The organism is Streptomyces sp. NPDC111520, from assembly GCF_055635295.1.
This window is the reverse complement of sequence record NZ_JBVKBW010000008.1, coordinates 91,410-105,875: the sequence shown is the minus strand read 5'-3', so window position 1 is coordinate 105,875 and position 14,466 is coordinate 91,410. Positions and strand designations below refer to the sequence as shown.

Annotated in this window: 12 protein-coding genes; 9 read left to right on the top strand and 3 right to left on the bottom strand. The window is 71.9% G+C overall.

What is annotated here, in order from left to right; all coding sequences use genetic code 11:
* The first annotated feature begins 11 nt into the window (after positions 1 to 11).
* Positions 12 to 1,994, top strand: a complete 1,983-nt coding sequence (thrS, locus tag ACZ7MY_RS20430) for a threonine--tRNA ligase (RefSeq protein WP_499603389.1) — start codon at positions 12 to 14, stop codon at positions 1,992 to 1,994.
* Between the two features lie 37 nt (positions 1,995 to 2,031).
* On the opposite strand, the gene ACZ7MY_RS20425 is transcribed toward thrS, so the two are convergent.
* Entirely contained in the window at positions 2,032 to 2,706 is a 675-nt protein-coding gene (locus ACZ7MY_RS20425; RefSeq protein ID WP_499603388.1) for a potassium channel family protein, read from the bottom strand.
* A gap of 66 nt (positions 2,707 to 2,772) precedes the next feature.
* Here ACZ7MY_RS20425 and ACZ7MY_RS20420 point away from each other — a divergent pair, with 66 nt between their 5' ends.
* Complete coding sequence (locus ACZ7MY_RS20420) at positions 2,773 to 3,333, top strand: HIT family protein (protein WP_499603387.1); 561 nt, start codon at positions 2,773 to 2,775, stop codon at positions 3,331 to 3,333.
* Between the two features lie 25 nt (positions 3,334 to 3,358).
* Here the strand turns inward: ACZ7MY_RS20420 and ACZ7MY_RS20415 are convergent, their stop codons facing one another.
* Entirely contained in the window at positions 3,359 to 5,002 is a 1,644-nt protein-coding gene (locus tag ACZ7MY_RS20415) for an AbeC-like domain-containing protein (protein ID WP_499603385.1), read from the bottom strand.
* 178 nt (positions 5,003 to 5,180) lie between these two features.
* Positions 5,181 to 7,385, bottom strand: a complete 2,205-nt coding sequence (locus ACZ7MY_RS20410; protein WP_499603384.1) for an elongation factor G-like protein EF-G2 — start codon at positions 7,383 to 7,385, stop codon at positions 5,181 to 5,183.
* 250 nt (positions 7,386 to 7,635) lie between these two features.
* Here ACZ7MY_RS20410 and pgsA point away from each other — a divergent pair, with 250 nt between their 5' ends.
* From pgsA to ACZ7MY_RS20375, 7 genes are all read left to right on the top strand, one after another.
* On the top strand, positions 7,636 to 8,295 hold the full coding sequence (gene pgsA / locus ACZ7MY_RS20405) for a phosphatidylinositol phosphate synthase (protein ID WP_499603382.1): 660 nt from the start codon (positions 7,636 to 7,638) through the stop codon (positions 8,293 to 8,295).
* The gene (locus ACZ7MY_RS20400; protein WP_499603380.1) at positions 8,292 to 9,275 is read left to right on the top strand and encodes a phosphatidylinositol mannoside acyltransferase; all 984 of its coding nucleotides are present in this window, start codon (positions 8,292 to 8,294) and stop codon (positions 9,273 to 9,275) included. The genes pgsA and ACZ7MY_RS20400 overlap by 4 nt, the downstream gene beginning before the upstream one ends.
* On the top strand, positions 9,272 to 10,459 hold the full coding sequence (locus ACZ7MY_RS20395) for a glycosyltransferase family 4 protein (RefSeq protein ID WP_499603379.1): 1,188 nt from the start codon (positions 9,272 to 9,274) through the stop codon (positions 10,457 to 10,459). Before ACZ7MY_RS20400 ends, ACZ7MY_RS20395 begins: the two co-directional genes overlap by 4 nt.
* An 858-nt stretch (positions 10,460 to 11,317) precedes the next feature.
* Positions 11,318 to 11,866 (top strand): LemA family protein, encoded by a 549-nt coding sequence (locus ACZ7MY_RS20390; protein ID WP_499603378.1) that lies wholly within the window; start codon positions 11,318 to 11,320, stop codon positions 11,864 to 11,866.
* Between the two features lie 147 nt (positions 11,867 to 12,013).
* On the top strand, positions 12,014 to 12,928 hold the full coding sequence (pdxS, locus tag ACZ7MY_RS20385; RefSeq protein ID WP_499603377.1) for a pyridoxal 5'-phosphate synthase lyase subunit PdxS: 915 nt from the start codon (positions 12,014 to 12,016) through the stop codon (positions 12,926 to 12,928).
* 104 nt (positions 12,929 to 13,032) lie between these two features.
* Complete coding sequence (pdxT, locus tag ACZ7MY_RS20380) at positions 13,033 to 13,632, top strand: pyridoxal 5'-phosphate synthase glutaminase subunit PdxT (protein WP_499603376.1); 600 nt, start codon at positions 13,033 to 13,035, stop codon at positions 13,630 to 13,632.
* A 61-nt stretch (positions 13,633 to 13,693) separates the two neighbouring features.
* Positions 13,694 to 14,446 carry a YebC/PmpR family DNA-binding transcriptional regulator gene (locus ACZ7MY_RS20375; protein WP_499603375.1) on the top strand — a complete coding sequence of 251 codons (753 nt, stop codon included), beginning with the start codon at positions 13,694 to 13,696 and terminating at the stop codon, positions 14,444 to 14,446.
* Positions 14,447 to 14,466 lie beyond the last annotated feature (20 nt).

Below are 14,466 nucleotides of genomic sequence, written 5' to 3'. Positions count from 1 at the left end.
AGGAGAGACCGGTGTCAGACGTCCGTGTGATCATCAAACGCGATTCCGAGGAGCAGGAAGAGCGGCTGGTCACGACGGGCACGACCGCGGCCGAGCTCTTCGACGGCGACCGCACCGTCGTCGCCGCGCGCGTCGGGGGCCAGCTCAAGGACCTCGCGTACCAGGTCGCCGACGGCGACGAGGTCGAGCCCGTCGGGATCGCCAGCGAGGACGGCCTCAACATCCTGCGCCACTCCACCGCGCACGTGATGGCCCAGGCCGTGCAGGAGCTCTTCCCGGAGGCCAAGCTCGGCATCGGCCCGCCGATCAAGGACGGCTTCTACTACGACTTCGACGTCGAGAAGCCGTTCCACCCCGACGACCTCAAGCGCATCGAGAAGAAGATGCAGGAGATCGTCAAGCGCGGCCAGCGCTTCTCCCGCCGTGCCGTCAGCGACGACGCGGCCCGTGAGGAACTCGCCGACGAGCCCTACAAGCTGGAGCTGATCGGCCTCAAGGGTTCCGCCGCCGAGGCCGCCGAGGGCGCCTCCGCGGAGGTCGGCGCCGGCGAGCTGACCATCTACGACAACCTGGACGCCAAGACCGGCGAGCTGTGCTGGAAGGACCTCTGCCGCGGTCCCCACCTGCCCACCACCCGGATCATCCCGGCGTTCAAGCTGATGCGCTCGGCCGCCGCCTACTGGCGCGGCAGCGAGAAGAACAAGCAGCTGCAGCGCATCTACGGCACCGCCTGGCCGTCCCGGGACGAGCTGAAGGAGTACCTGGACTTCCTCGTCGAGGCCGAGAAGCGCGACCACCGCAAGCTCGGCGCGGAGCTCGACCTGTTCTCCATCCCGGAGCAGATCGGCTCGGGCCTGGCCGTCTTCCACCCCAAGGGCGGCATCGTCCGCCGGGTGATGGAGGACTACTCGCGCCGCCGGCACGAGGAGGAGGGCTACGAGTTCGTCTACACCCCGCACGCCACCAAGGGGAAGCTCTTCGAGACCTCGGGCCACCTGGACTGGTACGCCGACGGCATGTACCCGCCCATGCAGCTCGACGAGGGCGTGGACTACTACCTCAAGCCCATGAACTGCCCGATGCACAACCTGATCTTCGACGCGCGCGGCCGTTCGTACCGTGAACTGCCGCTGCGCCTGTTCGAGTTCGGCACCGTGTACCGGTACGAGAAGTCGGGCGTCGTGCACGGCCTCACCCGTGCCCGCGGCTTCACCCAGGACGACGCGCACATCTACTGCACCAAGGAGCAGATGGCGGACGAGCTCGACAAGACGCTCACCTTCGTCCTCAACCTGCTGCGCGACTACGGCCTGACCGACTTCTACCTGGAGCTGTCCACCAAGGACCCGGAGAAGTTCGTCGGCTCCGACGAGATCTGGGAGGAGGCCACCGAGACGCTGCGGCAGGTGGCCGAGAAGCAGGGCCTCCCGCTCGTCCCCGACCCGGGCGGCGCCGCGTTCTACGGCCCGAAGATCTCCGTCCAGGCCAAGGACGCCATCGGCCGCACCTGGCAGATGTCGACCGTGCAGCTCGACTTCAACCTGCCCGAGCGCTTCGACCTGGAGTACACGGCGGCCGACGGCACCAAGCAGCGCCCGGTCATGATCCACCGTGCGCTCTTCGGTTCCATCGAGCGCTTCTTCGCGGTGCTGCTGGAGCACTACGCGGGCGCCTTCCCGGCGTGGCTGGCCCCCGTCCAGGCGGTCGGCATCCCGATCGGCGACGCGCACGTGTCCTACCTGCAGGACTTCGCCGCCGAGGCGAGGAAGAAGGGCCTTCGGGTCGAGGTGGACGCCTCCGCCGACCGGATGCAGAAGAAGATCCGCAACGCGCAGCGGAGCAAGGTGCCGTTCATGGTCATCGTCGGCGACGAGGACATGGCGGCCGGCTCGGTCTCCTTCCGCTACCGGGACGGCTCGCAGAAGAACGGCATCCCGCGCGAGGAGGCGATCGCCGAGATCGCCAAGGCCGTCGCGGACCGCGTCCAGGTCTGAGCCGCCGCCACGACGCACGGCGACGGGCCCCCGGAGGTCAGCCCTCCGGGGGCCCGTCCGCGTCCGGCCGCTCGTCGGCGCGGCGGAAGCTCTTGGTGAGCCAGGCCGAGAACGAGCCGACGACCGCGCCGATCAGGACGACGCCCAGGAACATCACGCCCACCGCGATGACCCGCCCGCGCACCGTCACCGGCACCACGTCGCCGTAGCCGGTGGTGGTGATCGTGGAGCACAGCCACCACACCGCCGCGCCGTAGGTGCGGATCTGCCCGCCGGGGGCGTCGTGCTCGTCCGCGTAGACCTGCAGGCTCGCCGCGAAGCCGAGGAGCAGCGCGCTCAGCCCCGCGTAGGACATCACCCGGGCCTCCAGGGAGATCCGCGGCTGCATGTGACGGTCCTGGACCCTCCCGTAGATCTGCAGCAGGCGCAGCGGGCGCAGCAGCGGCAGGACGACCACGACCAGGTCGAGCCAGTGCCGGCGGACCCAACTCCACCGGTGCGGTGCGACGGCCACCCGCACCATGTAGTCCAGGACGAAGAACCCCCAGGTCACGACGGTGATCAGCAGCAGCAGGTCCGACCAGCCGGGGGGCAGGTCCGGGGCGAGCACGCGCACCGCGTACGTGACGAGGAACACCAGGGACGCGACGGACAGGGGCACGCTGCCCCGGCGTTCCCACTCCCGCAGCCGCCGCTCCTCATCCATGGGCATGGGGCCAGCATCGTGCCCCGCGGCCGGGTGTGCCCCCGGCGACACGCAGGGCCGCGACGACGCCATATGCTGCAAGGCATGACGAGTGAGCCGGAACTGCAGAACGGAGTGGGGACGCAGGACGCGTTCCAGCGCCTGTGGACGCCGCACCGCATGGCGTACATCCAGGGCGAGAACAAGCCGACCGGCCCCGGGGCCGGGGACGGCTGCCCCTTCTGCGTGATTCCGGAGATGAGCGACGAGGACGGGCTGGTCATCGCGCGCGGCGACGCCGTGTACGCGGTCCTCAACCTCTACCCGTACAACGGCGGCCACCTGATGGTGGTGCCCTACCGCCACGTCGCGGACTACACCGACCTCGACGGGCCGGAGACCACCGAGCTCGCCGAGTTCACCAAGCGCGCCATGGTCGCGCTGCGCTCGGCCTCGGGCGCGCACGGCTTCAACATCGGCATGAACCAGGGCACCGTGGCCGGTGCCGGGATCGCCGCGCACCTGCACCAGCACGTGGTGCCGCGCTGGGGCGGGGACACCAACTTCATGCCGGTGGTCGGCCACACCAAGGTGCTGCCGCAGCTCCTCGCCGACACCCGCAAGATGCTCGCCGACGCCTGGCCGGCCGGCTGACCGGGCCGGCCCGCGGCGGAGCGCGTCAGTAGACGTCGGCCTCGCTGGGCGAGGCGTCCTGCACCATGTTGCTCAGGATGGACGAGCGGTTGTCGAACCTCTCGACGTCCACCCCGTTCTCCCGCATGACGGTGATGGCCGCGGAGTGCACCGCGCGCAGCACCGGGGTGGCGGCACGCAGCGCGTCGTCGGCCATGAAGCGGTTCGTCCAGGGCGCCGACGCCCAGCTGTGCCGCAGCCCGAAGGGCTCGGGCAGGGCGATCTTGCCGCCGAGGTGGTCGAGGATCGTGGGGAAGCGGGTCAGGGGGGCGCGGGCGGCCAGCCGGACGACCTCGTCGCTCGCCACGAGGGGCAGCTGCACCTTCCTGGTCTCCCAGAACTTGTAGGGGTGCGCCACCTCCTTCTCCTTGGCCTCCGGAGCCGTGGTGAACAGGCCGTGCACGGGCCCGAGGACGTGCCCGGTCACCTCGACGCGCAGGGTGCTCGCCAGCACGGTCACGGTGACCATCATGGTGATCACCAGCTGGCCGTCCCAGACCACGAACTGCACGCCCAGGTAGTGCCGGTCGCCCTTGTCGAACTGCTGCTCGTTGCAGATCCGCTGGATCTCGAAGTCCCGTACGGTGTAGCCGTCGACGTTCGAGCCGGTGGGCCGGGTGATCTTCTTGGCGCCCGCGCCGACGTGGGAGACGACCCAGTGCTGCACCAAGGGCTTGGGGAAGCCGCCGGTGTGCAGCGGGCCGCGCTGCAGGTCGCGCAGCCGGCCGTGGATCGCCTTGATCACGTCCCAGCTGCGGAACGGGTGGATCTCGCTCAGGCCCTCGCGCGGGGTGAGTTCCTCGGCCATGCGCCAGGCGCCCCAGCGGGCCCCCATGCCGAGCACGCCCTTGGGTCCGGCGTAGAACACCACGTTGCTCCGCTGCTCGGCGGAGAGCTTGGCGAGGTTCTGGCGCAGGGTCTCGGCCTTGGTCTGGTTGGGGTTGCGCGGCACGGCCTCGGGGATCTTGGCGCCCACGCCGCTGCCGGAGACCAGTCCCGCCCAGCGGTCGCGCAGGTCCTTGGCGGTCTGCTCGCAGATCCGCTTCGCCCAGAACCAGCCGAGCACCGGCGCCACCATCATCACCCGCAGGTACTGCGACCAGAAGCCGGTCAGCGGCGGGTTGAGGACGAACAGGACGGCGAAGAAGCCGACCACGACGAGCACCACCGAGCCGAGCAGCCCGGCCCGGGAGCCCTCGGACTTCCGCACGACGGCGCGGAGTTGGAAGGCGCCCAGCCAGATCAGCATGCCGGGCAGGAAGAGCAGGCCGAACACGGCCATGACCGCCGTCAGCTTGTTGTCGCGCTCCTGGCGGATCCGGTTGGCGGCCAGGCAGTGCTCGACGACGGTCTGCGGCTCCGCGCCGAAGGACTGCACCAGCTCGTTGCGTTTGGCGCCGAGCATCCGGTTCTGCACGGCGCGGGCGAAGGCCTCGCCCAGGTTCGCCCGCAGCAGCTTGACCTTCGGCTCCTTGACCGACGACATGCCCTCGTCGGCCGCCGAGAGGGCCTCCAGGGGGCTGTCGCGGTACGCGGCCGACGCGAGCGCCTGGGTGGCCCCCGTCTGGCCGTCGACACCGCTCAGCGGTATCTGCGCGCCCGGGCTCAGGAAGTCGAAACCGTCGGTCACTGCCGCCCCCTTCTGGTCCCCGCCCGCGCGGAAGTGAACCCGCCCGGCCCTTTCCCCGGCCGCGGCACCGGCACACCTGCGACGCCGCCCACCCAGCGTATACGGGGCGTGTGACGTGCGTCATCGGCCCGGCGGAAGAAGATCGTCCGCCGGGCCGTCAACCTCCCCCGTGCGGGGGTTACTTGCCGGACTCCTGCGCGTGCTGCTCCCTCAGCTTCTGCGCCAGCTGCGGCGGCATCGGCTCGTGCCGGGCGTAGCTGCGGCCGTACCGTCCGGTGCCGTGCGACAGCGACCGCAGGTCGACCGCGTAGCGCCCGATCTCGATCTCCGGTACCTCGGCCCGCACCAATGTGCGTCCCAGGCCGACCGGTTCGGTGCCAAGCACCCGGCCGCGGCGCCCGGACAGGTCGCTCATGACCGGGCCGACGTACTCGTCCGGCACCATCACCCGGATCTCGCTGACCGGTTCCAGCAGGTGGATGCGGCACTGCGTGGCCGCCTCGCGCAGGGCGAGCGCGCCCGCCGTCTGGAAGGCGGCGTCGGAGGAGTCCACCGAGTGCGCCTTGCCGTCGACCAGGGTGATGCGGATGTCCTCGACCGGGAAGCCGAGGGCCACGCCCCTGGCGGCCTGGGTGCGCACGCCCTTCTCCACCGAGGGGATGAACTGCCGCGGTACCGCGCCGCCGACGACCTTGTCGACGAACTCGATGCCGGAGCCCACCGGCAGCGGCTCGACCTCGATGTCGCAGATGGCGTACTGGCCGTGCCCGCCCGACTGTTTGACGTGCCGTCCGCGCGCCGTCGACTTCTCGCCGAAGGTCTCACGCAGCGCCACCTTGTGCGGCACGGCGTCGACCTGCACGCCGTAGCGCGTGCGCAGCCGCTCCAGCGCCACGTCCATGTGGGCCTCGCCCAGGCACCACAGCACGACCTGCCGGGTGTCGGGGTTCTGCTCCAGCCGCATCGTGGGGTCCTCGGCGACGAGCCGGGACAGGCCGACGGACAGCTTGTCCTCGTCGGCCTTGCTGTGCGCCTGGATCGCGACCGGCAGCAGGGGGTCCGGCATCAGCCAGGGCTCCATGAGCAGCGGGTCGTCCTTGGCGGAGAGGGTGTCGCCGGTCTCCGCACGGGTCAGCTTGGCGACGCAGGCCAGGTCGCCCGCGACGCAGTGCGGCACCGTCCGCTGCTGCTTGCCGAACGGCGAGGACAGGGCGCCGACGCGCTCGTCGACGTCGTGGTCCTCGTGGCCGCGGTCCTCCAGGCCGTGGCCCGAGACGTGGACCGTCTCGTCGGGGCGCAGGGTGCCGGAGAAGACCCGTACGAGGCTGATCCGCCCCACGTACGGGTCGGAGGAGGTCTTCACGACCTCGGCGGCCAGCGGCCCGTCCGGGTCGCAGGTGAGCTGTGCGTGCGAGGTGCCCTGGGGGGTGGTGACCTGCGGGACCTCGCGTTCCAGCGGTGTGGGGAAGCCGCCGGTGATCAGTTCCAGCAGCTCCACGGTACCGATGCCCTGCCGGCAGCCCTCGGCGGCCGGCGCGGCGGCCAGCACCGGGTGGAAGGAGCCGCGTGCGACGGCCCGCTCCAGGTCCTGGACCAGCGTCTTGAGGTCGAGTTCCTCGCCGCTCAGATAGCGGTCCATGAGGGTCTCGTCCTCGCTCTCGGCGATGATCCCCTCGATGAGCCGGGCGCGCGCGTCGTCCAGCTCCGGCAGCTGCCCCTCGTCCGGCGGGCGCTCCTCACGCTTGCCGGAGGAGTAGTCGTAGACCCGCTGCGACAGCAGGCCGATGAGCCCGGTCACGGGTGCGTGGCCGTCCGCGCTCTCCTCGCCGTGCAGCGGGAGGTACAGCGGCAGCACCGTGTCGGGGGAGTCGCCGCCGAAGGCCTCGCGGCAGGTCTCGGTCATCTCGTCGAAGTCGGCCCGGGCCGCCTCCAGGTGCGTGACGACGACCGCGCGCGGCATGCCGACCGCCGCGCACTCCTCCCAGACCATCCGGGTCGCGCCGTCGACGCCGTCCGCCGCCGAGACGACGAAGAGGGCCGCGTCCGCGGCCCGCAGACCGGCCCTGAGCTCCCCCACGAAGTCGGCGTACCCGGGGGTGTCCAGCAGGTTGACCTTGATCCCGTCCCACTCCACCGGTACCAGCGAGAGCTGTACCGAGCGTTGCTGACGGTGCTCGATCTCGTCGTGGTCGGAGACGGTCCCGCCGTCGGCCACGTGCCCGGCGCGGTTCACCGCCCCGGTCGCCAGGGCGAGCGCCTCGACCAGCGTCGTCTTCCCGGAGCCACTGTGGCCGACCAGCACCACGTTGCGCACGTCCTCGGGCCGGCCGGCCGCCAATGCCCTTCCGGCGGCTCCCGGACCTGCATCTCTCCTGTCGCCCATGTGCCTCGCCTCCCGGTCCGTCACGGCATGGGGACTGGCGCCACGGGAGACCACCCGCCAGGGGCGGTCTGCATGTGACGCCCGCGGTAATTCGACCTTCCCACGACCGTCACGGTGCGTCCATACGTCGTACGTGCCGCGGTAGGACGGGAGCCACGGAGCTGCGCCGGAACGCTCCTGGCTACGATGGGCCAGCCGGGCGGCCGACGGGGCCGCGCCGGGGCACCCACCGAACCCCTCCGGGAAGGCCATGCTGAACAAGTACGCGCGTGCTTTCTTCACGCGTGTCCTCACACCGTTCGCCGCGTTCCTGCTGCGCCGGGGCGTCAGCCCCGACACGGTCACGCTGATCGGCACGGGAGGCGTGGTCGCGGGAGCGCTGGTCTTCTACCCCAGGGGCGAGTTCTTCTGGGGCACGGTCGTCATCACCCTCTTCGTCTTCTCCGACCTGGTCGACGGCAACATGGCCCGCCAGGCCGGCGTCTCCAGCCGCTGGGGCGCCTTCCTCGACTCCACCCTGGACCGGGTCGCCGACGCGGCGATCTTCGGCGGGCTGGCGCTGTGGTACGCCGGGGGCGGCGACGACCTCGTGCTGTGCGCGGTGACGATCTTCTGCCTCGCCAGCGGCCAGGTGGTCTCGTACACCAAGGCCCGCGGTGAGAGCATCGGACTGCCGGTGGCCGTCAACGGCCTGGTCGAGCGGGCCGAGCGACTGGTGATCTCACTGGTGGCCTGCGGTTTCGCCGGGCTCCACAAGTTCGGGGTGCCCGGCATCCAGTGGCTGCTGCCGATCGCCCTGTGGATCGTGGCCGTCGGCAGCCTGGTGACGCTGGTGCAGCGGGTGATCACCGTGCGCCGCGAGGCCCTCGAGGCCGACGCGGCGGCGCACGAAGGGAGTGGCAGGGCGTGAAGGACCGGCTGACCGACACGCTGTACGGACTGGGCTGGGGAGCGGTCAAGCGGCTGCCGGAGCCCGCCGCGGCACGGCTCGGCCGCTCCGTCGCCGACCTCGCCTGGAACCGCCGCGGCAAGGGCGTGCAGCGCCTGGAGTCCAACCTGGCCAGGGTCGTACCCGACGCCGACGGGACGCGGCTGCGCGAGCTGTCGAAGGCCGGCATGCGCTCCTACCTGCGCTACTGGATGGAGTCCTTCCGGCTGCCGGCCTGGAGCGAGGAACGCATCCGCACCTCGTTCGACTGCAAGGACCTGCACCACCTCGAGGAGGGCCTGGCCTCCGGCCGCGGTGTCGTCCTCGCCCTGCCGCACATGGCCAACTGGGACCTCGCCGGCGCCTGGGTGACCACCAGCCTCGGGGTGCCCTTCGCCACCGTCGCCGAGCGGCTGAAGCCCGAGACCCTGTACGACCGCTTCGTGGCCTACCGCGAGGGCCTGGGCATGGAGGTGCTGCCGCACACCGGCGGCGCCGCCTTCGGCGCGCTGGCCCGGCGGCTGCGCGGCGGCGGCCTGGTGTGCCTGGTCGCCGACCGCGACCTGTCGTCCTCCGGCGTCGAGGTGGACTTCTTCGGCGAGGCCACCCGCATGCCCGCGGGACCCGCCCTCCTCGCGCAGCAGACCGGCGCGCTGCTGCTGCCGGTCACCCTGTGGTACGACGACTCGCCCAACCTCCAGGGCCAGGTGCACGCCCCGATCGAGGTGCCCGAGGGCGGCACGCGGACGGAGCGGACCGCCGCCATGACGCAGCGCCTGGCGGACGTCTTCGCCGCCGGCATCGCCGAGCACCCCGAGGACTGGCACATGCTGCAGCGGCTGTGGCTCGCCGACCTCGAACCGCGGGCGGACGCCCCGGCCGGGCAACCCGGGGGCCGGGGCACAGCGGCCTCCCCGGTGTCCGGCGACCCCACCGACCGCTCCGGAACGGAGAAGCCTTGAGGATCGGGATCGTCAGCCCGTACTCGTGGGACGTCCCCGGCGGCGTCCAGTTCCACATCCGCGACCTCGCCGAGCACCTCATCGCGCTCGGCCACGAGGTCTCCGTCCTGGCGCCCGCCGACGACGACACCCCGCTGCCGCCGTACGTCGTCTCCTCCGGACGCGCCGTCCCCGTGCCGTACAACGGCTCGGTCGCGCGGCTCAACTTCGGCTTCCTGTCGGCCGCGCGGGTGCGCCGCTGGCTCCACGAGGGCGCCTTCGACGTCATCCACGTCCACGAGCCCTCCTCGCCCTCCCTCGGGCTGCTGACCTGCTGGGCGGCGCAGGGGCCGATCGTGGCCACCTTCCACACCTCCAACCCCCGCTCCCGCGCGATGATCGCCGCGTACCCGATCCTGCAGGCGGCGCTGGAGAAGATCAGCGCCCGGATCGCGGTCAGCGAGTACGCCCGGCGCACCCTCGTCGAGCACCTCGGCGGCGACGCCGTCGTCATCCCGAACGGCGTCGACGTGGGCTTCTTCGCCGACGCCGAGCCGAAGACGGAGTGGCAGGGCGGCGGCGATCCCGGTGCGGAGGGGGAGCGGACCATCGGCTTCATCGGGCGGATCGACGAGCCCCGCAAGGGCCTGCCCGTGCTGATGAGGGCCCTGCCGAAGATCCTCGCCGAGCGGCCGCGTACCCGGCTGCTGGTCGCCGGGCGCGGCGACGAGGCCGAGGCCGTCGAGGACCTGCCGGCGCAGATGCGCGACCGGGTCGAGTTCCTCGGCATGGTCAGCGACGAGGACAAGGCGCGTCTGCTGCGCAGCGTCGACCTGTACGTGGCGCCCAACACCGGCGGCGAGAGTTTCGGGATCATCCTCGTCGAGGCCATGTCGGCCGGCGCGCCGGTGCTCGCCAGCGACCTGGACGCCTTCCGCCAGGTGCTGGACGGGGGCGCGGCCGGCGAACTCTTCCCCAACGAGGACCCGGACGCGCTGGCGGCCTCCGCCGTGCGCCTGCTGGGCTACGCCGAGCGCCGCGCGCAACTGCGCGAGCTGGGCTCCCGGCACGTGCGGCGCTTCGACTGGTCGGTCGTGGCCGCCGACATCCTCGCGGTGTACGAGACGGTCACGGCCGGCGCCGCCTCCGTCGCCGCAGACGGACGCGTCGGCCTGCGCGCCCGCTTCGGCTTCGCCCGCGACTGACGCCCCCCTCGGCGGGTGTGGCGGCGGTCCCCGTCGGCGCGGGGCTGGGGCGCCTGAGCGGTGTGGCGGGCGCACTGGTCGCCCGGCGGTTCGTGGTCACACCTGTGCGCGCCTGACGCCGCGGTGGCCCAGCGCGTGGCGGGTGCCCTGGTGCTCGGCGTTCGTGTCCGTGGTCGGTCCTCGGGCGGCGGACCTGCTGGTCCGGCTTGCCGGTCGGGCTCCGCGGTCGGGCGCCTGAGGGGTGTGGCGGGCGCACACCGGTCGCCCGGCGGTAGGCCCGCGGTGCGTGGTCACACCGGTGCGCGCCTGACGCGGTGGTCCGGTGCGGCCGGTGTACGGGTCCGGCGGCCGGCGGCAGTGGCCGGTGGCGGTGCCGCGGCGCCCCGGGTGCCCTTAAGCGCGGCAGGTGCACGTGCGACGTTCCGGTGGCCTGATGTCCGGGCGGAGGCTCGCGAGCGGACCCGGGCACCCCACAAGGCTCCGCCACCACGCCTGAGCGGCACCTGGCCGCCAGGACCGTCACATAGGCGGCGGCGCCGCGGCACGAACCGCCGAGCAACCTGTGCGCCCGCCACCCCCGCGCGGCACTGGGCCACCGGCGTGCTGCCCCGGAAACCGCTGACCGTGCTCGGCGGCCGCACCATAGGAGCGGCCCTCGTCTCGGGCGACGCGTCGGACGCGGCCGTTCTCCCGTCCGGTCCACGTCCGCGAGGAAACCACCGCCCGCCACAGCACGCGCGTCGGCCCACGACGGCGGCCCGGCGCGCGCCGCTGCCCGTGCTGCCCGGTGCCCGGCGCTACGCGCCAGTCAGGCGGCGCCCGGGGCTCGTACCGGGCGCACCGGTAGCCTTGCGGTCCGTGACCACCTTCATCTGGGTCGCCGTGGCGCTGGTCGCCGTCGGCCTCTACCTGAGCTGGACCGCGGGGCGGCTGGACCGCCTGCACGCCCGCATCGACGCCGCCCGGGCCGCGCTGGACGCGCAGCTGCTGCGCCGGGCCTCCGTGGCGCAGGAGCTGGCCACCGCGGGGGTGCTGGACCCGGCGGCGAGCATCGTTCTCTACGAGGCCGCGCACTCCGCCCGGCAGGCGCAGGACGAGCAGCGTGAGGTGGCCGAGAGCGAACTGAGCCAGGCGCTGCGCGCCGTATTCGCCGAGGCCGACGCGGTCGACGCCGTACGGGCCGCCCCCGGCGGCGACGCGGCCACCCACGAGCTGACCCAGGCCGTACGCCGGGTGCCGATGGCACGGCGCTTCCACAACGACGCCGTCCGCGCGGCCAGGGCGCTGCGCTCGCACCGCAAGGTGCGCTGGTTCCGGCTCGCCGGGCACGCCCCGCGGCCGGTGACCTTCGAGATGGACGACGAGCCGCCGCTCGTCCTGACCGTCGAGGGCGTGGCAGGCCACTGAGGAGCGATTGGCCCTTTTGCGGTCCACTTGGTGCGGTCCACGATGAAACACAGAGCAACCATCGGTGTTCCGCCGGCCGGCCGTGAGGGGTCCGGGGAACGCCGTGGCCGCCACCACCCCGCAGTTGAGTCTCCGAGTGAGGTCCCCGTGTCCACCACGCTTCCCAGCACCCCCGAGTCCCCCGAGACCGGCACCGCGCGCGTCAAGCGCGGCATGGCCGAGCAGCTCAAGGGCGGCGTGATCATGGACGTCGTCACCCCCGAGCAGGCCAAGATCGCCGAGGACGCGGGTGCCGTCGCCGTCATGGCGCTGGAGCGGGTCCCGGCCGACATCCGCAAGGACGGCGGCGTGGCCCGCATGTCCGACCCGGACATGATCGAGGGCATCATCGGGGCCGTCTCGATCCCGGTCATGGCCAAGTCCCGCATCGGCCACTTCGTCGAGGCCCAGGTCCTGCAGTCGCTCGGCGTCGACTACATCGACGAGTCCGAGGTCCTCACCCCGGCCGACGAGGTCAACCACTCCGACAAGTGGGCCTTCACCACCCCCTTCGTGTGCGGCGCCACCAACCTGGGCGAGGCCCTGCGCCGCATCGCCGAGGGCGCGGCCATGATCCGCTCCAAGGGCGAGGCCGGCACCGGCAACGTGGTCGAGGCCGTCCGTCACCTGCGCCAGATCAAGAACGAGATCGCCCGCCTGCGCGGCTACGACAACCACGAGCTGTACGCCGCCGCCAAGGAGCTGCGCGCCCCGTACGAGCTCGTCAAGGAGGTCGCCGAGCTCGGCAAGCTGCCGGTCGTGCTGTTCTCCGCCGGCGGTGTCGCCACCCCGGCCGACGCCGCGCTGATGCGCCAGCTCGGCGCGGAGGGCGTCTTCGTCGGCTCCGGCATCTTCAAGTCCGGCGACCCGGCCAAGCGCGCCGCCGCCATCGTGAAGGCCACCACCTTCTACGACGACCCCAAGATCATCGCGGACGCCTCCCGCGACCTGGGCGAGGCCATGGTCGGCATCAACTGCGACACCCTCCCCGAGGCCGAGCGCTACGCCAACCGCGGCTGGTAGGCGCCCCCGCGCCACCCGCGCCACGCGCCCCCGCGATGGGCAGGCCCGCGACGGCCTGCCCATCGCCCGTTGCCCCACCCGACGTCCCGGAAGGTCCCCGCACCGTGTCCAGCAGCACCCCGACCATCGGCGTCCTCGCCCTGCAAGGCGACGTCCGCGAGCACCTGGTGGCGCTCGCCGAGGCCGACGCCCTCGCCCGCCCCGTGCGGCGCCCCGAGGAACTGGCCGAGGTGGACGGCCTGGTGGTCCCGGGCGGCGAGTCGACCACGATGTCCAAGCTCGCCACGCTCTTCGGCATGATGGAGCCGCTGCGCGACCGCGTCCGCGCGGGCCTGCCGGTCTACGGCACCTGCGCCGGCATGATCATGCTCGCCGACAAGATCCTCGACGGCAGGGACGACCAGGAGACCTTCGGCGGGATCGACATGATCGTGCGCCGCAACGCCTTCGGCCGGCAGAACGAGTCCTTCGAGACGGCGGTCGAGGTCGAGGGCGTCGAAGGCGGCCCCGTCGAGGGCGTCTTCATCCGCGCACCCTGGGTCGAGTCGACCGGCAGCGGGGTCGCCACGCTGGCACGCCTCGAGGACGGCACGATCGTCGCCGTCCGCCAGGGCAACCTGCTGGCCACCTCGTTCCACCCCGAACTGACCGGCGACCACCGGGTCCACCGCTACTTCGTCGACATGGTGCGCGCCGCGCGGTGAGGCGATCCCGGTAGGATCGCAATGTTCGTGAAGCAATCGGTGACGTGAAGGAGACAGGCTGATGTCCGGCCACTCTAAATGGGCTACGACGAAGCACAAGAAGGCCGTGATCGACGCCAAGCGCGGCAAGCTCTTCGCGAAGCTGATCAAGAACATCGAGGTGGCCGCCCGCGCGGGCGGCGCCGACATCTCCGGTAACCCGACCCTCTTCGACGCCATCCAGAAGGCGAAGAAGAGCTCGGTGCCCAACAAGAACATCGACAGCGCGGTCAAGCGCGGTGCCGGTCTCGAGGCGGGCGGCGCCGACTACGAGACGATCATGTACGAGGGCTACGGCCCCAACGGTGTCGCGGTGCTCATCGAGTGCCTCACCGACAACCGCAACCGCGCCGCCTCCGACGTGCGCGTCGCGATGACCCGAAACGGCGGCTCCATGGCCGACCCGGGTTCGGTGTCCTACCTGTTCAACCGCAAGGGCGTCGTGATCGTCCCCAAGGGCGAGCTCTCCGAGGACGACGTGCTCGGCGCCGTCCTGGAGGCGGGCGCCGAGGAGGTCAACGACCTCGGCGAGTCCTTCGAGGTGCTGAGCGAGGCCACCGACATGGTCGCGGTCCGCACCGCGCTCCAGGAGGCGGGCATCGACTACGACTCCGCGGAGGCCAACTTCGTCCCCACCATGCAGGTGGAGCTGGACGAGGAGGGCGCCCGCAAGATCTTCAAGCTCATCGACGCGCTCGAGGACAGCGACGACGTGCAGAACGTCTTCGCCAACTTCGACGTCTCCGACGAGGTCATGGAGAAGGTCGACGCCTGATCCGTCCGTCAAGGACGCAC